A 21,260-nucleotide genomic window follows, 5' to 3' on the forward strand; every position below is an offset into this window, starting at 1 on the left:
CGGAAAGCGGGCTGCACTACAACCGCCATCGCTACTACAATCCAGATATTGGTCGTTACCTGACGCCTGATCCAGTGAAGCTGGCTGGTGGGATCAACGCGTACCAGTACGCGCCCAACCCTACGGGGTGGATAGATCCGCTAGGCCTAAATACCTGTCCTGGTGGCGACGGATGCAAGCCTAACGCTACTGCAGAACCCAAACCTAAAGTTAATGACGGAACGCCCGCCCTACCTCATCAGCCAAAAACTGAGCGGCAGGCAAGAATAGATCAACTAACAGAGTCAAACGCAAAGCGAAAAGTGTTGGGTTGGGAACAAAAATACGATATGCATGCGACTGAAAAGCATGGGCCTGAGATACCGGACGAAGCCTTGAAGCAACGTTCTATAGACGGTACAAATCCGACCACAGGCACAAAAGGACCGATCAGCTCAAGTTCTCAATTTAAATCCTGGAAAATGCAGCTCCACGCTATAAACAAGGCCTTGGGTAAAATGCAAAGCAATTCCCCCGCTCCTACAGGTTTCGATAAGACGGGGAACCCCGTGGTCGTAGTTGAACTGCTTGGCGCAGGGCGAGGTTACAAACCTAACAGCAAAGACCCAAGAAATCCAAAGTACATTGAAAGTATGGACAGCGCTGAAATTAGATTTGATAAAAACAACTCAACACGACCATTTACAGCGTTTCCTAAGTGAGTAGCCAATGTTGAAATCGCCTTTCATGGATATGCCGTACCTCCCCAACATCTCTCACATATTGGGGGCCTTATCGATATACGACCTTGAAGACACCGCTGGCGAAGCACTGTGGAAATACGACCCTAACAATGAAAAAGACAGAGAAACAATCATCATTCTTTTTGTTTTGAAAGACCTTATGTATCTGTCTTACCGACATCGTTCTGTGCTGATGTCTATACTCAAGGATGCGCTAGATTCGCCCGGTTTTGATTTCGCAAAAGAGTTTGAAAGTGATTACGACGAGCACATAACGATGGCCTGGGATGAAACAGAAATAGCGGACCCCCGAGGCTTCTTTGCCGACATCTACCGATTAGCCAACGAGGTCTGGAAAGACGACCTCCAAAAAGCCAGCCTCGAAGACCCATCCACATGGTAAGAGCATCATTTATCTCACTGACATCCCCCAACCCTGTGGCGAGCGAGCTTGCTCGCGTTGGGCTGCGCAGCAGCCCCATTAAGAACGACGGCGTTTAAACAGCCAAACCCGCCTCGCCAGTTTTGGGGCTGCTGCGCAGCCCAACGCAGGGCAAGCCTGCTCGCCACAACGAGCCTGCTCACCATGGGATCAAGGTTCACCCTTAGAGAATGGGCGAGCCCTACGACCCAATCACCGCTTCGAAAGCTCCATTATCATCCGGCTAAGCAGGTAAATCCGCGGCGCCACACTCTCCACTTCCGCATACTCCTCTGGGGTATGAATATTCCCTCCGACAATCCCAAACCCATCCAATGTCGGCGTCCCTACCCCAGCCGACAAGCTCGCATCCGCGGCCCCGCCGCTGCCTTCAATGGTCAACGTACGCCCCAGCTCCCCATAGATTCCCTGGGCAATCGCGACCAACTTATCCGACTCCGGCGTCTGCGGCATCGGCGGTAACCCCCGGCGCAAACTGGTCTTCACTTCAGTGTCCGGGATTAACTTGTTGGCCGAGACGCGTGCCAGGTCTTTCTCGATCCGATCGAACTCTTCCGGCAACGCCGCGCGTACATCGGCCATGGCCGTCGCTTGGTCGGGGATGACGTTTTTACGGTCGCCGGCATTGATCACGGTAAAGTTAATGGTGGTTTTCTTCTCTTCATCACCGAGTTTGCCCAGTTGCAGGATCTGGTGCGCCGCTTCCATGGCGGCGTTGCGGCCCAGTTCCGGGGCGACGCCGGCGTGGGCGGCTTTGCCTTTGACTTCGACCACGGCGGTGGCGCTGCCTTTGCGCCAAACCACCAGGCCATCGGCTGGGCGGCCGGGTTCGAGGTTCAAGGTGACGTCGTTCGCCTTGGCGGTGTTGCGGATCAGCTCGGAGGCGGCTTCGGAGCCGGTTTCTTCGCTGGCGTCGAGCAGGAAGGTGATTTGCGCGTAGTCCTTGAAGCCTTGGTTTTTCAGAACTTTGAGCGCGTAGATGCCGGCAACGATGCCGCCCTTGTCATCCATCACGCCGGGGCCGTAAGCGCGGCCGTCCTTGATGTGGAACGGGCGGGCGGCGGCCGAGCCTTCCTTGAACACGGTGTCCATGTGGGCCATCAGCAGGATCTTGGCTTTGCCGTTGCCTTTGAGAGTGGCGATCACATGGCTGTTGTTGGCCGCTTTGTCTGGCACCAGTTCGATGCTGAAACCCAGCTGCTTCAATTCATCCACGGCGATGTTGCGCACTTGGGTCAGGCCGGGCTCGTAGCCGGAGCCCGAGTCGATATTCACCAGGCGCTCAAGCAGTTTCAGGGCCTCGGCCTTGTACTGTTCGGAATCGGCCTGGATCTGTTTGTGGGGTTCGGCGCTGTAGGCCGGCACGGCGAAGGACAAGGCCAGGGTCGCGGCCAGGAGGGTACGGGAGAAGGTGAAGAGCATGGGCCGATCCTTGTTTTTTGTTGGGGGGCGCTGCGACACCCTACCCCACTAGACCGACCGCAACCAACTCCCCTGCACCGAACTCACGCGGTTACGCCCGCTGCTCTTAGCCTCGTACAACGCTTGGTCGGCGTCGTTGAGCCAACTGGTGGAATCGGCGTGCGCAGGTTGATAGGGCGCCAGGCCAATGCTCAAGCTGGCGCGCAGCGTCGGGTCCTGGGCATAGGCCAAGGCGTTGAAGCGATCGCGCAAGGCTTCCATCACTTCGGTGGCGCGGTGCAGCGGCATGCCCGGCAGGATCACGCAAAACTCATCACCGCCATAACGCCCAGCGAGGTCGGTGACGCGCAGGTTCTGGCGCAGTATTTTGCTCAGTTGGCGCAGCACGATATCGCCGGTTACATGGCCATAAGTGTCATTGATGGTCTTGAAATGGTCGATGTCGATCAGCGCAATGGCGGCGCCCACCTGCTCGCGGCGGCAGCGTTGGAATTCGATTTCCAGTTGGTCCTTCCAGGCGCCGTGGTTGAGCAGGCCGGACAGGCTGTCGGTGCGGCTCAGGGCCAGTAACTCGCGTTTGTGTCGAGCCAGGGTCACGGCCTGGCGATAGCAGATCCAGCCCAACGCCAAGGGGTACACCATCAGAATCGGCAAACAGGCGTAAAGCTGGGTTTGCGTGGTCACGGCGATAAACGCTGGGGAGAACACCAGTAACGACACACCGATGCCCAATGCCTGCGCCACCCAGCCCGCCAACATAAAGCGTGGCCCGCCGATGGCGACGTTGTTCATGGTCATCATCGACAGCGTGGTGACGCTGGGCAACGGGTTGAAATACATGGCGCCGACCCAGAAGCCACCGCAAAAGGAATCGAACATCAGGTTACGCCGTTCGCTGCGCAGGGAATTGCTCGCGCGGCGCGACCATTGATAGGCCAAGTGCGGCCAGACGAAGGCGTTGATCAGCATCCAGGCCCACACCCACAGTGGCGGCTGCAAGGGGTACATGCCAAACACCACGCACACAAAACCCAGCGACATCCCCAAGGCGCGCGACTTGTACAACCGTGAAGCGAGCGGAAGTCCATTTCCTCCGGCGGCTGACATGGTTTGGTGTGATCCTGGATGAATGCCTGGAGTCTATCAGGGCAACGTCAAATCGCCACTACCGCTTATAGGCTAATACTTCAGTGGGAAAACCCTCGCGCCAACATCAACGCCACACCCAGCAACAACACCGCTGTGACCCGTTGCAACAGTACCCGGCGCTTGGGGTTTTCCAGCACATGCTTGATGCGCTGGCCGAAATAGCAGTACAGGCAACCGCTGGCAAATTGCAGCGTCAGAAAGGTCAGCCCGAGGATGGCGATATCCGCTGCTGAGCTGTGCTCCCCCGCCCCTGCAAACTGCGGGAATACGGCGCTGAACATGATGATGGTCTTGGGGTTGGAAAACCCGGTCAGCAAACCTTTACCGAATAGGCTGCGTGAGCCTTCCACCGCACCGGTCTGGTTGATCGACACGCCGCTGCTGGTCCACTGCTTGTAGGCCAGGTAAAGGATGTAGGCCACACCGACCAACTGGAGGGTCTGGGTGATGGCGAGGTTGCCCTTGATCAACTCCGAGAAGCCTACGGCAAAGATCAGGATCGAAATCAGGTACGACACACTGGCGCCGATCTGCGCCGGGATCGAGCTGCGTAAGCCGTCTTTCACACCCAGGCTCAACAGCAGCAGGGTCATCGGGCCTGGGCTGAAGGTCATGGTGGCGCAAAACAGCAGAAAGTAGAGAAACGAAGAAAGCGTTAACGCACTTGTCATGGGCCGAGACCTTGAGGTGATAGAAACAACAACGCAACGCATGATGCGAGCGCTGACCATGGGCCCATCAGCCAACCGCTATTTCGAGCGTCAGGGCCTGGCGATACATCAGCGCCAGGTCAGCCAGGGCGGCCTTGGCGGTCTGGGTGCGGGTTTCAAAGGTCACCAGGCCTTGCCAGTGAGTCTCGACGATGGCCTGCACCACGTCGGCGTAGTCACAGCTATCGTCGTGCTCCTGCAAGTACGGGTCTTGTGCGCCACTGTTATTGCGAAAGGCGATGCCTTTGATCAGATGGGGGTACTTGCGCAACACCGCCGCCGGCAGGCCACGTTCGATGATGGCGTGGCCGGCATTGAGGCAGAAGTACACATTGGCGTGTGGTTGCAGGTGCTCTAACACCCACGCGTATTGCGCCTCGTGGGTGAATATCCGGTAATTGACATAACTGGACAGGCTTTCCAGGTAGATATCCGTGCCTCTGGCCTCGGCATACAGCGCCAGTTCCTGCACCGACTTGAGGTAGCGTTCAAGGACCACCTGCTTGGCCATCGGCGCTATTTTCGGCTCGACGATGCAACCGCCGTGGATGATCAATGGCGCGCCCAGACGGCTGGCAATCTCGATTTCTCTTTTCACGTATTGCACGGCCGCCGTCCGGAAAGCTTCGACGTCACTGCCCAGCGGCGCCTTGAAGTTGCTATGGAAAATCGGCTTGACGCCGGTTTTCGCAATCTGCCCCTGCAGGCCGGCAATGCGCGTTTCGGTCCAGTCCTCAACCATTTCGCCATACAGGCTGGCGTCGATGTACCAGTGCGTGCAGCCCGCCTCAACGGCGGTTTGCAGGCCTTTTTCGGCGCCCATGTATTTCTGCTGGGCCAGCCCTGTACAGAACGCTGTGGTCAACTGGCTGAGTTCGCTTTCCATCGACGGCTTCCTTTGGATGAAGACGCTCAGTCTAGTGAGGCAGCCTTGCTTAGATCAGGTAAAGTGGGGCCTAATCCGGCCTTACTTCACCGGTAAAATAACCAGCAAAGACCAGGAAGGTTTATGTTTATATCCGCCATCGCCTTTGTGCAGGGCACGCCCAAGGTCCAGCAGATCGTCGAGGCGTTTAGCCAGGCCATCGAGCAGGGAGAATGGGCGCCCGGCAGCAAGTTACCTTCGGTGCGTGAGCTGACCCAGGTGCTGGGCGTCAGCAAGTTCACCCTCAACGAGGCGCTGGATCGCTTGCGCGGGCGCAATTTGCTGACGTCAAGCCAAGGCCGTGGCTATTTTGTGGCGATGGACACGCTGCGCCCAGCTCAAGCGAGTTGGGTCGATCTATTGCCCCAAGACTTGCTTAGCGTGTTGCGTCGCCCCTTGGTTACCGCCAGCGGCGAATTGCGCCCTGGCAGTGGTCATTTGCCGGAAGACTGGCTGAACAACGAAGCCATCCGCCAGACGATGCGCAGCGTGGTGCGTGCGCCGTCGTTGCGCATCGCCGGGCTCGGCACGCCGGCCGGGCTGTTGCCGTTACGCCAAGCCCTGCAACACAAGCTGCACGCCGAAGGCCTGTCGGTGCCGGTGGAACAAATCATCACTACGCCGAACACCGTGCAGGGCCTGGACATGCTCATGCGCCTGCTCGCGCGCCCCGGCGATACGGTGCTGCTGGACGCGCCGTGCTACTTCAACTTCCACGCCAACCTGGCCTTGCACGGGGTCAAGGTGGTGACCATCCAGCGGCGCCCCGACGGCTTTGACTTCACCGCCCTGGAACAACTGCTGGCCGAGCACCGCCCCAGTCTGTACCTGACCACCAGCGTGCTGCATAACCCCACCGGCCATTCCTTCAGCCCCAGCCAGGCGTTTCGCCTGCTGCAACTGACCCAGCAATACCACTGCCATATCGTCGAGGATGACCTCTACGCCGACCTGCACCCCAACCCGCCACCGCGCCTGGCCGCCCTCGCCGGCCTGGGCCAGGTCACCTACCTGTCGGGCTTCTCCAAGATTCTCAGCGCCAACACCCGCGTCAGCTACGTGGTGGCCGCGCCGCAACTGGCGGCGAACCTGACCAACATGAAATTGATGAGCGGCGGCGTGACCTCCGAGCTGTTCGAGCAGATCGTCTACCGCATGCTCAGCGAAGGCAGTTACGCCAAACACCGCAAGCGCATGGTGCAACGGTTGATGGAGGCCGGCGGGCGCGTCGAGCAATGGCTCAAGCGCTGCGGCTGCGAACTGCCGATGGCCTATGAAGGCGGGATGTTTATCTGGGCGCGCCTGCCGCCGGGCGTGAACGGCGAACTGCTGGCCCAGGAGGCGTTGAAGCGCAGCATGGTGCTGGCGCCGGGCGCGCTGTTCGGCTACGACCCGGCGCACCTCAATTCGATGCGTTTTAACGTGGCCCACAGTGATGAGCCACGGGCGCAGCAAGTGTTCGAGGCGCTGCTGCTCAAGGCCGTGCGCGCCCCTTGAGCATGCCGTGATTGAGCAGCAAGGTGCGCATGGCGTTGCGGGTGATCCCCAACAAATCCGCCGTGCGTAGCGGGTTGAAACCACAAACCGCAAACGCCTCGCGCACGATCAAGTCTTCGATATCGTACAGCAAGGTGTTCCCCAGCACCTTGAACAACCTCAGCAACTGCTCGCGCATCACCTCCTGTTGGGGGTATGCGCGTTTATTGGCGCTGGCGTGCATCGCACTGAGCCCGGCGGCGAGATAAAAGAAGTGAAGGTGACTTTACCCGGCCCCGCATATAACTAGGAACATTAAAAATTCATTAGTACATAACCGTTTATCGGCGATGCGCCAGCGATCTCACGCAACGATCCCCCAGGCTTTGCACGCCTTGCACCAGCAGCACCAAGACGATGACCGTGACCACCATGATCTGGTTGTTGAACCGCTGGTAGCCATAGCGGATCGCCAAATCCCCCAGCCCACCGCCGCCAATCACGCCGGCCATAGAGGAAAAGCCGATCAGCATCACCAACGTCAGCGTCACCCCCGCCACCAGCGCGGGCAAGGCTTCGGGCAGCAGCACCTTGAGAATCACATGGCGAATATCACCGCCCATGGCCACGATGGCCTCGATGCGGCCCTTGTCCACTTCGTCCAGCGCGTTTTCAACGATGCGCGCAAAAAACGGAAAGGCACCAATGGTGATCGGCACCACGGCCGCCGTGCTGCCCAACGTCGTACCTACGATCAAACGCGTCAACGGAATCAACGCGATCAGCATCACCACAAACGGCAATGAACGCCCCAGGTTGATCACCCCGCCCAATGCCCGGTTGAGCCGTGGCAAAGGCAACAGGCCGCCGCGTCGGCTGATAAACAGCACCACGCCCAGCGGCAGGCCAATCAACAGCGTGAACAACCCCGCCAGCAACACCATGTACAGGGTTTCGCCGGTGGCGTTGAGCAGCAGTTGCACCACCTCATTCCAGTCGGTTTTCATACTGCCCTCACCACTTGCAGGCTGGGTGCTAACGAGCGGCCCAGGCGCGAGGCCGGGTCGGCTTGCAACTGCAGCAGCGTGCCGCTTTCCAACACGCGGCCATCGGCCAGGGACACCGCGCTGTCGCAGATGGCCTTGACCACCTCCAGCTCGTGGGTGATCAGCACGATGGTCACGCCCAGTTGCCGATTGATGTCGCGCAACAACTCAAGAATCGACGCGGTGGTTTCCGGGTCAAGGGCGCTGGTGGCCTCATCCGACAACAGATACGCCGGGCGCGCCGCCAGTGCGCGGGCAATGCCCACGCGTTGTTTCTGCCCACCGGAGAGCTGTGAAGGAAATGCCAGGGCTTTTTCGCTAAGGCCCACCAATGCCAGCAATTCGGCCACGCGCGCAGCCCGTTCGGTCTTGGGCACCTTGGCGATTTCCAGCGGCACCGCGACGTTATCCGCCACAGTGCGCGAATGCAGCAGGTTGAAACCCTGGAAGATCATGCCGATGCGCTGGCGTTGCTGGCGCAGTTGTTTGTCGCTCAGTTGGGTCAGGTCCTGACCATCCAGCAGGATGCGCCCGCAGGTTGGCCGCTCTAGCAGGTTGAGGCAGCGCAGCAAGGTGCTTTTGCCCGCCCCGCTGCGGCCAACGATGCCGAAGATCGAACCGTCGCTTATCTGTAACGACACATTATCCAGCGCCGCCGGCTGGCCATCGGCGTAGGTTTTGCTGACGCCCTCGACGACGATCATTCGACCGCCACCGGAATCACCGAGCCTGCATATTTCTCGGTAATGAACGTGGCGACTTGCGGCGAACGCAGGTCCTTGGCGAGCTGCTTGATACGCGGGTCATCCGCCAGTTTCGGCGTAGTCACCAGGATATTCGCGTACGGGTTGCCCTCGGCTTTCTCCAACCCCAAGGCATCCTTGGCCGGCACCAACCCGGCTTCCAGGGCGAAGTTGCCATTGATCACCGCTAGGTCCACATCATCCAGCGCACGCGGAATTTGCGGCGATTCAATCTCCAGAATCTTCAGGTGCTTGGGGTTCTCGGCAATGTCCTTGGGCGTGGCTTGGTCCTTGGAGGCGTCATTGAAACCCGGCTTGAGTTTGATCAAGCCATTGGCTTGCAACAGGTACAGCGCGCGGCTGAGGTTAGTGACGTTGTTGGGCACCGCCACCGTGCCCTGGTCCGGCACCTGGGCGAAGCTTGTATGGCGGCGGGAGTAGATGCCCAGCGGCTCGATGTGCACGGTGGCGGCCACGGAAAATTTCTGCCCGAGCGCCTGCTCCTGAGCGTTGAGGAACGGCAGGTGCTGAAAGTAATTGGCGTCGACATCACCATGGGCGAGCAACTCGTTGGAGTTCACGCCGCTGGGGATTTCGATGATCTTCAGGTTCAGGTTCGGGTCGAGTTTCTGCACGTATTCGAGGATTGTGCATGGGGAATCGGGTCGGCGGCGACGCGCAACACATCGGCGGCCGACACACTGAATGAAGCCAGCAACGCCGCCAGGGTAAGTGCGGTTTTTTTCAACATGGTGATCTCCTGATCAGGCGGACAGTGCGTGGGGAAGTGTGGCGTCGGCGTAAAACCGCTGGGCGACATCCGGGTGCGAACGCAGACGGCCTTTCAGGTAATTCCAGCCGACATCGCGCAGCAACGGGTTGCGTGGGTCGCTGGTCGGCCCGTGGGCATCGCGCAGCAATTGAGGCGCCAGCTGATACACCGGCACCACCGCATCCAGTTGCGCGCCGAGGAAAAACGCCAGGGACAAGCGCTCGCTGCCCACCGGCGGCGAGACCACGCGGTGCACGGTGGCGCGCAAGTAACCGTTGCTGGCCAGCTCGAGCAACTCGCCGATGTTCACCACCAGCGTGTCGGGGCGCGGCGACGCATCGATCCAGCGGCCCTCCTCCACTTCCACCTGCAAACCGGCCTGTTGGTCTTGCAGCAGGAAGCTCAGAAACCCGGAATCCTTGTGTGCGCCTACGCCTTGGCGGCTTTGTTGCGCGTGGCGGCCGGGGTAGCGCATCAGCTTGATGTGCTCGTTGGGGTGGCTGCCGTACAACGCGTCAAACGCATTCTCGGGCAACGACAACGCCTGGGCGAAGGCGCGCAGCAGGCGCAACGACATCTGCGTCATCGCCTGCTGCCAGGCCAGCACCCGCGGCTCGAGTTCGGGCAACGCCACCGGCCATTGGTTGGGGCCTTGCAAACGCGCCCAGGCGGCCGGGTATTGATCAACATTCAACGGCTCGCGCTCGGCACCGACGTCGAACTGCTCGCGCAGGTCCGGCTCGCCGCGGGTGATCTCCGAAGCCGCGCGGTTGTAGCCCCGAAAGTGTGGAGAGTTGAGCATACCGACGGCGAGTTTGTCGGCCTCAGGCAAGGCAAAAAAAGCGCGGGCTTGCTGCTGCACCTGGGCCAGCAGCACGGGATCGATACCGTGGCCGGTGAGGTAGAAAAAGCCGATATGCCGCGCGGCGGATCGCAACTCATCGAGGAATTCGCCACGCTGCTGCGGGCTGCCGTCGAGCTGCGACAGGTCCAGCAGCGGCAAGGTGGTGATTGATTGCAGCATGGGCGGCTCACTCCATAAGCGTCTGGGGCTGGAGCGACCAAGCTAAACGATCTTAAAAAGCCTTAATAAATACCTTTTTAGCATTAGCTTAGGCTCGCCGGTGAACGACGCCGGACCCTGGCCTGTCGGTTTTTTTGCTTCGCTGCGTATCTCGTTATCGCCAGATACACTGCAATATAAAGGGCACCAGGCACAGCCAGCAGCGCTGGCTAGACCGCGGCCCCAGGAGTGCCGAGGACAAATGGGTGCAGGTCATGCAGCCGTTTTATCGAGTGGAAAGCTCACGCAATCGCGGCACAGGTGGCACGGGCGGCAGGTTGTGTGCGCAGATTCGGTTGAGCTTGTAGCGGCGCCTTTTAAATGCATATTAATAATAAACAAACAGATTAATAATTCGTTTTTTTAATACTTAGGTTAGAACCAACAGGCATTTTACAGACTCGGCCAGCCCCCTTACTTTTGACCCGAGTGACCGACCCCACGCCCGGAGGAGGTGTTGATCCCGTACCTGACAAGGACTGACCATGAGCATTGAATTCATCGGCTATATCGGCGGCCATCACGCTTCCGAGATTCACCCGCGCAGCGGCCCGACCCTGCAACCGGACTACGTCGAAACCGTGGCCCGCGCCCACGAAGAGGCCGGTTTCGACCGCGCCTTGGTGGCCTTCCATTCCAACAGCCCGGACAGCACGCTGATCGCCGCGCATGCGGCCAGCGTCACCCAAAAGCTGCAGTTCCTGATCGCCCACCGCCCAGGTTTTGCTCAGCCCACGTTGGCTGCGCGCCAGTTCAGCACCCTGGATGTATTCAACGGCGGGCGCACCGCCGTGCACATCATCACCGGCGGCGATGACCGCGAACTGCGTGCCGATGGCAGCCACATCGGCAAGGACGAACGCTACGCGCGCACCGACGAGTACCTCAGCGTGGTGCGTCAAGAATGGACCAGCGAGCAGCCGTTCGATTTCTCCGGCGCCTACTACAAGGTCGAAGGCGCGCACTCCACGGTGAAGTCACCGCAACAGCCGCATATTCCGCTGTACTTCGGCGGCTCCTCAGCGGCGGCGATTGCGGTGGCGGGCAAGCATGCCGACGTGTATGCGCTGTGGGGTGAAACCTATGAGCAAGTGCGCGAAGTGGTGACGCAGGTGCGGGCCGAAGCGGCCAAGCATGGGCGTACGATTCGTTTCAGTTTGTCATTGCGGCCGATCCTGGCCGAAACCGAGGAACTGGCGTGGGCACGTGCCGAAACGATTTTGCAGCAGGCTACGGCGTTGGCTGAGAAGAACGGATTTGTACGACGCGAACCACCGAACGAAGGCTCGCGCCGGTTGTTGGCGGCGGCGGCGCAAGGGTCGCGGTTGGATAAGCGCTTGTGGACCGGGATTGCTGGCTTGCTCGGGGCTCAAGGTAATTCGACTTCACTGGTGGGCACCGCCGAGCAAGTCGCTGAAGCGTTGTTGGATTACTACGACTTGGGGATTACCACCTTCCTGATTCGCGGCTTTGATCCGCTCAATGATGCGATTGACTATGGCAAACGGTTGATCCCGCTTACCCGTCAGTTGGTCGCAGAGCGCGAGCAGGCCCAGCAGGTCGCATAAGCACACAGCAAAACCAACTGTGGGAGCGGCGGTGCGACGATTCGAGCAAGTGAATCGTCGCACCGCCGCTCCCACAGGCGTCCGGCGTCGCTGCTGAGATCAGTTTTTATAGTCGGTATCAGTGCGCTCCAACTGGCGAATCAACGCATTCCAATGCCGCGCCACACCCGGCCCTTCGCCGTTGCTGAACACCTTGGCCTGTTCTTCCACCTTGGCCACCACTTCCGCTGGCGGGAAGATCAACTGCGCGTTGCCGCCCGCCTGCGCTGCCACCTGGATATTGCACGCGCGCTCCAGCCCCTGCAGTTGCTGGAAGGCATGCTCCACACTCACCCCCGCCGTCAGCAAGCCATGGTTACGCAAGATCATCACGCTCTTGTCGCCCAGGTCCGCCACCAGCCGCTCGCGCTCGTCCAGATCCAACGCCACGCCTTCATAACCGTGGTAGGCCACACGCCCGGAGAACGCGATGGAATGCTGGGAAATCGGCAACAAGCCGTCCTTCTGCGCCGACACCGCGATGCCATCACGGGTGTGCGTGTGCAGCACCGCTTGCAGGTCGTGGCGCGCACCGTGGATAGCGCTGTGGATCACGTAACCGGCGTAGTTGATGCCAAGGCCTGTTGGGTCATCGACAAGCGTGCCGTCGAGGTCGACCTTGACCAGGTTGGACGCGCTGATTTCATCGAACAACAAGCCGAAGGCATTGATCAGGAAATGCTCATCCGGCCCCGGCACACGGGCGGAGAAGTGGGTGTAGATGTGGTCGGTCCACTTGTACAAGGCCGCCAACCGATAGGCCGCAGCCAATTTGACACGCACCTCCCACTCTTCGGGCGTGACGCGCTGGCGAACGGTGTTGGAGACGCTGGAGATCGAGGTGACGCTGCTCATGGCAAAACTTCCTGGGTGGCCTTAAGGACTTCCAGGCAGCCTAGGGGATGCCGAAACATAATAAAAAGCACATTTTAATCTAAGCTAATTATTATATTTTTTTATGATAGTTATGATAGTTCCCACGCTCCGCGTGGGAACTCAGCCCAGGGCGCTCCGCGCCCCAAAGCGTGACGCAGAGCGTCACAAGAGGCATTCCCACGTGGCGCGTGGGAATGCTCATCAAAGCCAGCGCCTACAGGGGTCAGGCGGCTTTGCGGATTTTGTGCAACGCGTCCGCCACCCGCTTGCCAAACGCATCCACCGGCCCTTGCAGGTTGCCGAGAAAATGCGGATAGATCAGCCACAAATCCATCACCGGCTTGAAGTCCTTGAGTGGCATCACTGCCAGTTGCTCACGGTGGGCGCTACGCTCCAGCAACGGCCTTGGCACCAGGCCAAGGCCCAAACCGTCCGCCACCAGCCCTAATTGCAACTCGGTACCGAAAGTCTCCAGGTTCACCCGCAGCGCCAAGCCTTGATCAGACAAGGTGCGCTGCAAACCGGCACGAAAACCGCAGCCATCCGGGTTGAGGATCCAGCCGTTCTGGTACACATCCGCCAGCTTGCAGGGCTTTTTCGGCAACTGTGCCTTGGCGCAGACCACCACCAGTTCCATCTTGCCGATGGACTCGCCGACGACGTTGTCCGGGAAGATCTTGCCAGCCGGAAACAGCGCCACCGCTGCGTCCAGTTCGCCACGCTCGATCTTGCCCACCAACTGGCTGCCCCAACCGGTGGCGACCTGGGCACGCAGCTCGGCGTATTCGCTGCGCAGGTGCTTGAGCGCGTCCAGCAGCACCACATCGCCGATGGTCTGCGGCACGCCCAGGCGCAACACGCCAGTCGGTGGCGCGTCGGTGGCCACCAGTTCACGCAGGGCATCCATCTCGCGCAGGATCAACCGACATTGTTCATACACCCGCGTACCGATCAGCGTCGGCTTGAGAGGCTTGGTGTTGCGGTCGAACAACTCAACCCCCAACGCCTGCTCGAAGTTCTGCACGCGACGGGTAATGGCCGGCTGGGTCAGTTGCAACGACTCGGCGGCGTGGCTGATGGACTGGCAACGAATCACTTCGACAAAGGCATCGATATCGTCAATTTTCATTTGGGCCGCACATAGAGAACAGTCATTAAGATGTGTACCAAGCATAGTTGCCGTAAGGCTGGCTGGATAGCCCACGCTGCGATCGATAACGTCTAACGCTAGTCAGACCGGTTCTAAATTACCTTCAGCTATAAGCTAATCATTAAAAATTAGCATATTAACTATAAACATTATGCTTATATAAACCCATCAACCCCTCCCCGTTAACGCAGCGATGGAATTGCCATGACCCAGGCCCGACACCCCGAGAGACTCAGAGCCTTTATAGGCGCTCTGGCGGAACTGATCGACGGCAACCCACGTGAAGGCGACCTGTTGCACCGTGGCGGCAAACTGTTGGCGCAATTGGTCAGCCATGATGACTGGCTCCCCGATGAATACGCCCAACCTGACCCTGCGCGCTATCAGCAGTTCCTGCTGCACGCCGATTCGCGCCAGCGCTTCAGCATCGTCAGTTTTGTCTGGGGCCCGGGGCAAACCACGCCGATTCATGACCATCGTGTGTGGGGCTTGATCGGCATGTTGCGCGGCTCGGAATTCTCCCAGGGCTTTGAACGCGCACCCGACGGCAGGCTGATCGCCGAAGGCAAGCCCATTCAGCTGGTGCCGGGCCAGGTCGAGGCGGTGTCGCCCAAGGTCGGCGATATCCATCAGGTCAGCAATGCCCACAGCGACCAGGTGTCGATCAGCATTCATGTGTACGGCGCCAATATCGGGGCCGTGCGCCGCGCGGTGTATCAGCCCGACGGCAGCGAGAAACTGTTTATCTCCGGTTATTCCAACGCCTACCTCCCGAACATCTGGGACTTGTCCAAAGAAAAGAGCCCTGCCCTATGACCACCGTATCGAACCGCAGCTTCGCCCAGATTCGCCAGGCCCTGTTGGACCGTGAAGAAATCGCCCTGATCGACGTGCGCGAAGAAGCGCCGTTTGCCGAGTCTCACCCGCTGTTCGCGGCGAATATCCCGCTGTCCAAACTGGAGCTGGAGGTGTACTCGCGCATTCCGCGGCGTGACACCCACGTCACCGTCTACGACAACGGTGAAGGGTTGGCGCAGCGGGCCGCCGAGCGCCTGGTTGCGCTGGGCTACACCCAGGTCAGCCTGCTCGACGGTGGCCTGGACGGTTGGCGGCGTGCCGGTGGCGAGCTGTTTATTGACGTCAACGTGCCGAGCAAGGCCTTTGGCGAGCTGGTTGAACGTGAGCGCCACACGCCGTCCCTGGCCGCCGAAGACGTGCAGGCCTTGCTCGACAGCCAGGCCGATGTGGTGGTGCTCGACGCGCGCCGCTTCGACGAATACCAGACCATGAGCATCCCCACCGGCATCAGCGTGCCCGGTGCCGAGCTGGTGCTGCGAGCCCGTGAACTGGCGCCGGACCCAGGCACGCGCATCATCGTCAACTGCGCCGGGCGCACCCGCAGCATTATCGGCACCCAATCGCTGATCAATGCCGGCGTGGCCAACCCGGTGTCGGCGCTGCGCAACGGCACCATCGGCTGGACTTTGGCCGGGCAGAAACTCGCCCACGGCCAGTCGCGCCGCTTTGCGCCGACCTCTGAAGAACACCGCCAGATCGCCGCCCAGGACGCCCGCCGCGTTGCCGACAAGGCCCGCGTCGGCCGCGCCACCCTGGCCGACTTGCAACGCTGGCAGCAGGAACCGACGCGCACCACTTACCTGTTCGATGTGCGCACCCCGGAAGAATTCGAAGCCGGCCACCTGCCTGGCGCACGCTCCACGCCCGGCGGCCAATTGGTGCAGGAAACCGACCACGTCGCCAGCGTGCGCGGTGCGCGCTTGGTGCTGGTGGATGACGATGGCGTGCGCGCCAATATGTCCGCCTCCTGGCTTGCGCAATTGGGTTGGGACGTGCACGTGCTGGACGACCTGCAACCCGCGCACTTCAGTGAAAAAGGTGCGTGGGTCGCGCCGGTGCCGGTGGCGCCGCAAGCCGAACTGATCAGCCCGCACACCTTGGCAGAGTGGTTAACCCACGGCGACACGGCGGTGCTGGATTTCACCCCAAGCGTCAATTACGTCAAGCGCCACATCCCTGGCGCCCACTGGGCCTTACGCGCGCAATTGCCCGAGGCGCTGGCCAAGGTGCCGCCCGCCGAGCGTTATGTACTGACCTGCGGCACCAGCCAGCTGGCACGCCTGGCAGTGGCCGACGTCGAGGCGCTGACCGGCAAGCCGGTGTTCCTGCTGCAAGGCGGCACCACCCACTGGATCGCCGAGCAATTGCCGTTGGAAGCCGGTGAAACCCACTTGGCTTCGCCGCGTATCGACCGCTACCGCCGACCGTACGAAGGCACCGACAGCCCCAAGGAAGCCATGCAGGCTTACCTGGATTGGGAGTTCGGCCTGGTCGAGCAACTGGCGCGCGACGCCACCCATGGTTTCTATGTGATCTGATTCACCGTTACGCCTGCCCCGGACCGGGGCAGGCCTCACCGACCCCTTTCCAGGCGGAGGTAACCCACACTTTTTCGATCTGCCTGGAATCTATCACTCATGACCTTTACCACCCCGTTCAAACGCCTGCTCCTGAGCGCCGCCCTCGCCCTCGGCCTGGTCACCAGCGCCCACGCCGCCGACCTGCAGCCGCTGCGCGTAGCCAATCAAAAATCGACGATCAAGGCATTGCTGGAAGCCAGCGGCGAAACCAAAAACGTCCCCTACTCAATTCAGTGGTCGGAGTTCCCTTCCGCCTCGCCGCTGGGCGAAGCCTTAAATGCTGGCGCTGTGGATGTCGGTGCGCTCGGTGATGCACCGTATGTGTTTGCCCTGGGCGCCGGCGCCTCGCTCAAGGTGGTCAGCATCATCCACGCCGAAGGGCGCAATACCACCGCCCTGGTGGTGCCCAAGGATTCCCCGATCAAAAACGTGGCCGACCTCAAGGGCAAGAAAATCGTCACCGGGCGCGGCTCCATTGGTCACTACCTGGCGATCAAGGCCCTGGCCAGCGCGGGGCTGACGAGCAACGATGTGCAGTTTATTTTTCTGCTGCCCGCCGAATCCCGGTTGGTACTGGATAACGGTACCGTCGACGCCTGGGCCACGTGGGACCCTTACACCACGGTCGTGACCTCACAAAGCCAGGCCAGAGTTCTGGTCAGCGGCAACCAGTTGCTGAGCAACCACCTGTACTTCGCTGCCACCCGCCAGGCCATCAGCGAAAAACGCGTACAGCTGGACGATTTTGTTGCCCGCGTTGATCGCGCCTATGCGTGGGCCAACGTGCACCCCAATGAATACGCCGCCGCCCAGTCGAAAATCACCGGCCTGCCATTGGCGGTGCACGTCGAGGTGGCCAAAGACACCCATTTGAGCCCCGTCGTGATCGACGACAGCGTGATCAGCGGCCTGCAAGCTACCGCCGACACCTATCAGAAAGAAGGCCTGCTGCCCAAGCGCATCGACGTGTCCCAGGGCTTCGACAAAAGCTTTAACGCCAGCCGTTTCCCCACTTCCCAAGCATCGCGCTAAGCAAGGAGCAGCACATGAGCAAGCCAGGTCAATTGCAGCCACGCCATTTGAAGCTAGGCGCCATGGTTCACGGCGTTGGGCACGGCTGGGGCGAATGGCGCCACCCGCAAGCGCAACCGAATGCCAGCACGAATTTTGGGTTTTACAACCAGCAGACTGAGCTGGCCGAAGGCGCCAAGTTCGACTTCGTATTCATCGCCGACAGCCTGCACATCCACGCCAAATCCAGCCCACATTACCTCAACCGTTTTGAGCCACTGACGATCCTCTCGGCCCTGGCCGCGCTGACCACGCATATCGGCCTGGTCGCCACGGTCACCGTCAGCTACAGCGAGCCCTACCAGGTGGCGCGCCAGTTTGCCTCCCTGGACCATATCAGCGGCGGCCGCGCCGGTTGGAACGTGGTCACCTCCTGGCTCAGCGGCACCGCCGATAACTTCGGCAAGGCCGAGCACCCACCGCACGCGGTGCGCTACCGCATCGCCAAAGAACACCTCAACGTGGTCAAGGGCCTGTGGGATTCCTGGGAAGACGACGCCTTTGCCTACAACAAGCAAAGCGGCGAGTTTTTCAGCCCCAGCAAACTGCATGCGCTGAACCACAAAGGCGAGTTCTTCTCGGTCAAAGGCCCGTTGAACATCGCCCGCTCGCGCCAGGGCCAGCCGGCGATTTTCCAGGCGGGTACTTCGGAGGATGGGCGCAACTTCGCGGCGGAAAACGCCGACGCGATTTTCGTGCACGTCGAGACCATTGAAGAAGCCAAAGCCTACAGCGCCGACTTGAGGCGTCGCGCCCAGGGCTTTGGTCGCGACTCCAACAGCCTGTCGATCCTGCCAGGCATCCGCCCGATTGTCGGGCGCGATGCCGCTGAGGTGGAAAGCCGCTATCAGCAGGCCGTGGCACTGGTCACCGTGGAAGACGCGATTGTCGCCCTCGGCCGCCCGTTCAATGACCATGACTTCAGCAAATACCCGCTGGACGAACCCTTCCCGGAACTCGGCAACCTGGGCGCCAACAGCCAGAAAGGCGGCTCCGAGCGCATCAAGCAACTGGCCAAGGACGAAGGCCTGACCCTGCGCGAAGTGGCGCTGCGTTTCTCGCAGCCCAAACGTGATTTTGTCGGCACTGCCGAGCAAGTCGCTGATGCGATCCAGACGTGGTTCGAGACCGGTGCCAGCGATGGTTTCATCATCAACTCGGTGCTGCCGGATGGCTTGCAGTACTTCACCGAACTGGTGGTGCCGGTGCTGCAACAGCGCGGGCTGTTTCGCACCGAGTACAGCGGCCACACGCTGCGCGACAACCTGGGCCTGGACGTGCCGACCAACCGCTACAGCGTGGGCGCTGAGGTCGAAGAGCAGCAGGAAGTGCTGGCATGAGCAAACATCTGAACCGACTCGCGAATGTGGGCGCTGGCTTGCCTGCGATAGCGGTCTCTGGGCATGCGTTGCAGGTGGCTGACCCACCGCCATCGCAGGCAAGCCAGCTCCCACAAGGATCGGCGCATTTCGACGCCCTGCTCGACCGCCTCAGCGCCGAGCTGGCGAGCACCGCGCACCTGTACGACGAAAGCGGTGCCTTCCCCCATGACAATTTCAAACGGCTACATGACCACGGCTTGGTCGCCCTCACCGTGCCCAAGGCCCTGGGCGGCGGCGGTGCCAGCTTGCCCCTGGCGCGCAAGGCGATCAGCGCGATTGCCAAGGGCGAGCCTTCCACCGCGCTGATCCTAGTGATGCAGTACCTGCAACACACGCGCCTGCAAGACAGCAAGACCTGGCCTGAGCACCTGCGCGTGCAAGTCGCCGAAGACGCGGTGCGCAACGGTGCGCTGATCAACGCCTTGCGCGTCGAGCCCGACCTCGGTACCCCGGCGCGTGGCGGCCTGCCGGCGACCACAGCCGTGCGCACCGCCGAAGGCTGGCGCATCAGCGGGCGCAAGATCTACTCCACCGGCAGCCATGGCCTGAGCTGGTTTAGCGTGTGGGCGCGCAGTGATGACGCCGACCCGCTGGTAGGCGCCTGGCTGGTGCCGAAAAACAGCCCCGGTGTGAGCATCATCGACACCTGGGACCACCTGGGCATGCGCGCCACCTGCAGCCATGAAGTGGTGCTCGACAACGTGCTGGTGCCGCTGGACCACGCCGTCAGCGTCAGCCCCTGGAGCGCACCGCAGCCGGAGCTGGATGGCGATGGATTCCTGTGGATGTCGGTGTTGCTGTCCTCGGTGTACGACGCCGTAGCCCAAGCCGCACGGGACTGGCTGGTGCAGTGGCTGGAAGAACGCACGCCGTCTAATCTCGGCGCCGCGTTGTCGACCTTGCCGCGTTTTCAGGAGACCGTCGGCCATATCGACACCTTACTGTTTGCCAACCGCAGCCTGCTCGATGCCGCCGCCGAGGGCCACACGCCGGCGGCCAATGCGGCGCAGCTTAAATACCTGGTGACCGGCAATGCGATCCGCGCCGTTGAGCTGGCCATTGAAGCCTCGGGCAACCCTGGCCTGTCGCGCCACAGCCCGCTGCAACGCCATTACCGCGACGTGCTGTGCAGTCGCGTGCATACGCCACAAAACGACGCCGTGCTGCAAGGTGTCGGCAGAGCTGTCTTCGCCCAACGTGGCCCAAAATGAATAAGGAACGCACATGAGTCAGGTGATTATTGCCAGCCAGTTGGACGAAGATTACAACGCGTTGCTCCGCGAACGCCTCGCTTCCATCCACCCCGAAGCCCAGGTGATCGGCGTGCCGGTCGGCGTGCCCAGCGACCTGCCGCCCCAGGCCAATATCCTATTGCTGCGCCCGATCAACGTGCGCGGCTACACCGCACCGGACACCCCGCCGCCGGGCTGGCCATATGGCGCGCAGTGGGTGCACTTGGTGTCGTCGGGCATCGACTTCTACCCGCAGTGGCTGTTCAACGGCCCACCCGTGACTACCTCGCGGGGCGCGGCCGCCGATAACCTCGCCGAGTTCGCCCTGGCGGCGATCTTTGCCGCGTCCAAGCACTTGCCGGCTATTTGGGTGAAGGATGCGCAGTGGAATTTCACCGCTTTGCGCCCGCTCAAGGGCACCACCTTGGGTATTCTCGGCTTTGGCGCCATCGGTAAAAGCCTTGCGCAGAAGGCCTTGGCACTGGGAATCAAGGTGGTTGCGCTGCGCCAGAGCCAGGCGCCTTTTGCAGTGGACGGCGTAGACGCCGCGCGGGATATCCACGACCTGTTTGCCCGTGCTGACCACCTGGTGCTGGCGGCGCCGCTGACCGAGGCCACGCGACATATCGTCAACCGCGACGTACTCGGCAGCGCCAAGCCGGGGCTGCACCTGATCAACATCGCGCGCGGTGGTTTGCTGGACCAGGAGGCGTTGCTGGAGGCGCTGGACAATGGGCAGATCGGGCTGGCTTCGCTGGACGTGACGGAGCCGGAACCCTTGCCGGATGGGCACCCGTTGTACAGCCATGCGCGGGTGAGGTTGTCGCCGCATACCTCGGCGATTTCGACCAACAGCAAAGAGGAGATTGCCGATACGTTCCTGGCGAATCTGGAGCGGTATGTGAGCGGTTCGCAGTTGGCCAATCTCGCTAACCTTTGAGCCGAACCTCAATTAAAATGTGGGAGCTGGATTGCCTGCGATAGCCATAGGTATTTACGCATCTTTTTATGGGTTGAATTCTTTGGTTGTCGCG

The 21,260-nt window shown here is 60.9% G+C and carries 20 protein-coding genes and 2 pseudogenes; 11 read left to right on the top strand and 11 right to left on the bottom strand.

Going from position 1 to position 21,260, the window contains the following annotated elements; translation table 11 throughout:
* Together ACI77I_RS29040 and ACI77I_RS29045 are read left to right on the top strand one after the other, a co-directional pair.
* Positions 1-701 (top strand): RHS repeat-associated core domain-containing protein (locus tag ACI77I_RS29040; protein WP_406999598.1); only part of this gene is annotated, 701 nt, incomplete at its 5' end.
* Between the two features lie 7 nt (positions 702-708).
* A complete protein-coding gene (locus ACI77I_RS29045; protein WP_242155603.1) occupies positions 709-1,125 on the top strand; it encodes a hypothetical protein in 417 nt (138 codons plus the stop codon).
* Positions 1,126-1,356: 231 nt separating this feature from the next.
* Here the strand turns inward: ACI77I_RS29045 and ACI77I_RS29050 are convergent, their stop codons facing one another.
* From ACI77I_RS29050 to ACI77I_RS29065, 4 genes are all read right to left on the bottom strand, one after another.
* Entirely contained in the window at positions 1,357-2,586 is a 1,230-nt protein-coding gene (locus ACI77I_RS29050; RefSeq protein ID WP_406999600.1) for a M20/M25/M40 family metallo-hydrolase, read from the bottom strand.
* 48 nt (positions 2,587-2,634) lie between these two features.
* On the bottom strand, positions 2,635-3,693 hold the full coding sequence (locus tag ACI77I_RS29055; RefSeq protein WP_242155600.1) for a diguanylate cyclase: 1,059 nt from the start codon (positions 3,691-3,693) through the stop codon (positions 2,635-2,637).
* Positions 3,694-3,773: 80 nt separating this feature from the next.
* Positions 3,774-4,406, bottom strand: coding sequence for a LysE family translocator (locus ACI77I_RS29060; RefSeq protein ID WP_242155598.1), 633 nt, complete (start codon positions 4,404-4,406; stop codon positions 3,774-3,776).
* Between the two features lie 67 nt (positions 4,407-4,473).
* Positions 4,474-5,331, bottom strand: a complete 858-nt coding sequence (locus ACI77I_RS29065) for a sugar phosphate isomerase/epimerase (protein ID WP_263472484.1) — start codon at positions 5,329-5,331, stop codon at positions 4,474-4,476.
* A gap of 123 nt (positions 5,332-5,454) precedes the next feature.
* On the opposite strand from ACI77I_RS29065, the gene ACI77I_RS29070 reads away from it, so the two are divergent.
* Complete coding sequence (locus tag ACI77I_RS29070) at positions 5,455-6,867, top strand: PLP-dependent aminotransferase family protein (protein WP_263472483.1); 1,413 nt, start codon at positions 5,455-5,457, stop codon at positions 6,865-6,867.
* Here ACI77I_RS29070 and ACI77I_RS29075 read toward each other — a convergent pair.
* From ACI77I_RS29075 to ACI77I_RS29095, 5 genes and pseudogenes are all read right to left on the bottom strand, one after another.
* Positions 6,845-7,090, bottom strand: coding sequence for a hypothetical protein (locus tag ACI77I_RS29075; protein ID WP_242155592.1), 246 nt, complete (start codon positions 7,088-7,090; stop codon positions 6,845-6,847). The genes ACI77I_RS29070 and ACI77I_RS29075 overlap by 23 nt on opposite strands.
* Positions 7,091-7,187: 97 nt before the next feature.
* Positions 7,188-7,853, bottom strand: a complete 666-nt coding sequence (locus ACI77I_RS29080) for a methionine ABC transporter permease (protein WP_242155590.1) — start codon at positions 7,851-7,853, stop codon at positions 7,188-7,190.
* On the bottom strand, positions 7,850-8,596 hold the full coding sequence (locus ACI77I_RS29085; RefSeq protein ID WP_242155588.1) for a methionine ABC transporter ATP-binding protein: 747 nt from the start codon (positions 8,594-8,596) through the stop codon (positions 7,850-7,852). Before ACI77I_RS29085 ends, ACI77I_RS29080 begins: the two co-directional genes overlap by 4 nt.
* A pseudogene (locus ACI77I_RS29090) lies at positions 8,593-9,386 on the bottom strand (MetQ/NlpA family ABC transporter substrate-binding protein). Before ACI77I_RS29090 ends, ACI77I_RS29085 begins: the two are co-directional and overlap by 4 nt.
* A gap of 13 nt (positions 9,387-9,399) precedes the next feature.
* Positions 9,400-10,431: an isopenicillin N synthase family oxygenase gene (locus tag ACI77I_RS29095; protein WP_242155586.1), complete on the bottom strand. Its 1,032-nt coding sequence runs from the start codon at positions 10,429-10,431 to the stop codon at positions 9,400-9,402.
* Positions 10,432-10,640: 209 nt separating this feature from the next.
* On the opposite strand from ACI77I_RS29095, the pseudogene ACI77I_RS29100 reads away from it, so the two are divergent.
* Positions 10,641-10,778, top strand: a pseudogene (locus ACI77I_RS29100) (two-component sensor histidine kinase); the annotation flags it as partial.
* Between the two features lie 177 nt (positions 10,779-10,955).
* Positions 10,956-12,038 carry an LLM class flavin-dependent oxidoreductase gene (locus ACI77I_RS29105; protein ID WP_263274897.1) on the top strand — a complete coding sequence of 361 codons (1,083 nt, stop codon included), beginning with the start codon at positions 10,956-10,958 and terminating at the stop codon, positions 12,036-12,038.
* Positions 12,039-12,137: 99 nt separating this feature from the next.
* Here the strand turns inward: ACI77I_RS29105 and ACI77I_RS29110 are convergent, their stop codons facing one another.
* Together ACI77I_RS29110 and ACI77I_RS29115 are read right to left on the bottom strand one after the other, a co-directional pair.
* Complete coding sequence (locus ACI77I_RS29110) at positions 12,138-12,932, bottom strand: class II aldolase/adducin family protein (RefSeq protein ID WP_242155584.1); 795 nt, start codon at positions 12,930-12,932, stop codon at positions 12,138-12,140.
* A 244-nt stretch (positions 12,933-13,176) separates the two neighbouring features.
* Positions 13,177-14,082, bottom strand: coding sequence for a LysR family transcriptional regulator (locus ACI77I_RS29115; RefSeq protein WP_242155583.1), 906 nt, complete (start codon positions 14,080-14,082; stop codon positions 13,177-13,179).
* Between the two features lie 225 nt (positions 14,083-14,307).
* Between ACI77I_RS29115 and ACI77I_RS29120 the strand changes: the two genes are divergently transcribed.
* The 6 genes from ACI77I_RS29120 to ACI77I_RS29145 all read left to right on the top strand — a co-directional run bounded on the left by ACI77I_RS29120 (position 14,308) and on the right by ACI77I_RS29145 (position 21,166).
* Complete coding sequence (locus ACI77I_RS29120) at positions 14,308-14,919, top strand: cysteine dioxygenase (protein ID WP_242155582.1); 612 nt, start codon at positions 14,308-14,310, stop codon at positions 14,917-14,919.
* Positions 14,916-16,499: a rhodanese-related sulfurtransferase gene (locus ACI77I_RS29125; protein WP_406999604.1), complete on the top strand. Its 1,584-nt coding sequence runs from the start codon at positions 14,916-14,918 to the stop codon at positions 16,497-16,499. Before ACI77I_RS29120 ends, ACI77I_RS29125 begins: the two co-directional genes overlap by 4 nt.
* A 99-nt stretch (positions 16,500-16,598) precedes the next feature.
* Positions 16,599-17,573, top strand: coding sequence for an ABC transporter substrate-binding protein (locus tag ACI77I_RS29130; RefSeq protein ID WP_263274894.1), 975 nt, complete (start codon positions 16,599-16,601; stop codon positions 17,571-17,573).
* 14 nt (positions 17,574-17,587) lie between these two features.
* Positions 17,588-18,952 (top strand): LLM class flavin-dependent oxidoreductase, encoded by a 1,365-nt coding sequence (locus ACI77I_RS29135; RefSeq protein WP_406999606.1) that lies wholly within the window; start codon positions 17,588-17,590, stop codon positions 18,950-18,952.
* Positions 18,949-20,205, top strand: coding sequence for an acyl-CoA dehydrogenase family protein (locus tag ACI77I_RS29140; protein ID WP_406999608.1), 1,257 nt, complete (start codon positions 18,949-18,951; stop codon positions 20,203-20,205). Before ACI77I_RS29135 ends, ACI77I_RS29140 begins: the two co-directional genes overlap by 4 nt.
* A 13-nt stretch (positions 20,206-20,218) precedes the next feature.
* Positions 20,219-21,166 (top strand): D-isomer specific 2-hydroxyacid dehydrogenase family protein, encoded by a 948-nt coding sequence (locus tag ACI77I_RS29145; protein WP_242155575.1) that lies wholly within the window; start codon positions 20,219-20,221, stop codon positions 21,164-21,166.
* Positions 21,167-21,260 lie beyond the last annotated feature (94 nt).

This window comes from Pseudomonas sp. D47 (assembly GCF_045447305.1).
GTDB lineage: Bacteria > Pseudomonadota > Gammaproteobacteria > Pseudomonadales > Pseudomonadaceae > Aquipseudomonas.

What these genes read in the sequence shown, in the direction of transcription:
- ACI77I_RS29045 (WP_242155603.1), top strand. Translation starts at nt 709, where the DNA reads ATGTTGAAATCGCCTTTCATGGATATGCCGTACCTCCCCAACATCTCT.
- ACI77I_RS29050 (WP_406999600.1), bottom strand. Translation starts at nt 2,586, where the DNA reads ATGCTCTTCACCTTCTCCCGTACCCTCCTGGCCGCGACCCTGGCCTTG.
- ACI77I_RS29055 (WP_242155600.1), bottom strand. Translation starts at nt 3,693, where the DNA reads ATGTCAGCCGCCGGAGGAAATGGACTTCCGCTCGCTTCACGGTTGTAC.
- ACI77I_RS29060 (WP_242155598.1), bottom strand. Translation starts at nt 4,406, where the DNA reads ATGACAAGTGCGTTAACGCTTTCTTCGTTTCTCTACTTTCTGCTGTTT.
- ACI77I_RS29065 (WP_263472484.1), bottom strand. Translation starts at nt 5,331, where the DNA reads ATGGAAAGCGAACTCAGCCAGTTGACCACAGCGTTCTGTACAGGGCTG.
- ACI77I_RS29070 (WP_263472483.1), top strand. Translation starts at nt 5,455, where the DNA reads ATGTTTATATCCGCCATCGCCTTTGTGCAGGGCACGCCCAAGGTCCAG.
- ACI77I_RS29075 (WP_242155592.1), bottom strand. Translation starts at nt 7,090, where the DNA reads ATGCACGCCAGCGCCAATAAACGCGCATACCCCCAACAGGAGGTGATG.
- ACI77I_RS29080 (WP_242155590.1), bottom strand. Translation starts at nt 7,853, where the DNA reads ATGAAAACCGACTGGAATGAGGTGGTGCAACTGCTGCTCAACGCCACC.
- ACI77I_RS29085 (WP_242155588.1), bottom strand. Translation starts at nt 8,596, where the DNA reads ATGATCGTCGTCGAGGGCGTCAGCAAAACCTACGCCGATGGCCAGCCG.
- ACI77I_RS29095 (WP_242155586.1), bottom strand. Translation starts at nt 10,431, where the DNA reads ATGCTGCAATCAATCACCACCTTGCCGCTGCTGGACCTGTCGCAGCTC.
- ACI77I_RS29105 (WP_263274897.1), top strand. Translation starts at nt 10,956, where the DNA reads ATGAGCATTGAATTCATCGGCTATATCGGCGGCCATCACGCTTCCGAG.
- ACI77I_RS29110 (WP_242155584.1), bottom strand. Translation starts at nt 12,932, where the DNA reads ATGAGCAGCGTCACCTCGATCTCCAGCGTCTCCAACACCGTTCGCCAG.
- ACI77I_RS29115 (WP_242155583.1), bottom strand. Translation starts at nt 14,082, where the DNA reads ATGAAAATTGACGATATCGATGCCTTTGTCGAAGTGATTCGTTGCCAG.
- ACI77I_RS29120 (WP_242155582.1), top strand. Translation starts at nt 14,308, where the DNA reads ATGACCCAGGCCCGACACCCCGAGAGACTCAGAGCCTTTATAGGCGCT.
- ACI77I_RS29125 (WP_406999604.1), top strand. Translation starts at nt 14,916, where the DNA reads ATGACCACCGTATCGAACCGCAGCTTCGCCCAGATTCGCCAGGCCCTG.
- ACI77I_RS29130 (WP_263274894.1), top strand. Translation starts at nt 16,599, where the DNA reads ATGACCTTTACCACCCCGTTCAAACGCCTGCTCCTGAGCGCCGCCCTC.
- ACI77I_RS29135 (WP_406999606.1), top strand. Translation starts at nt 17,588, where the DNA reads ATGAGCAAGCCAGGTCAATTGCAGCCACGCCATTTGAAGCTAGGCGCC.
- ACI77I_RS29140 (WP_406999608.1), top strand. Translation starts at nt 18,949, where the DNA reads ATGAGCAAACATCTGAACCGACTCGCGAATGTGGGCGCTGGCTTGCCT.
- ACI77I_RS29145 (WP_242155575.1), top strand. Translation starts at nt 20,219, where the DNA reads ATGAGTCAGGTGATTATTGCCAGCCAGTTGGACGAAGATTACAACGCG.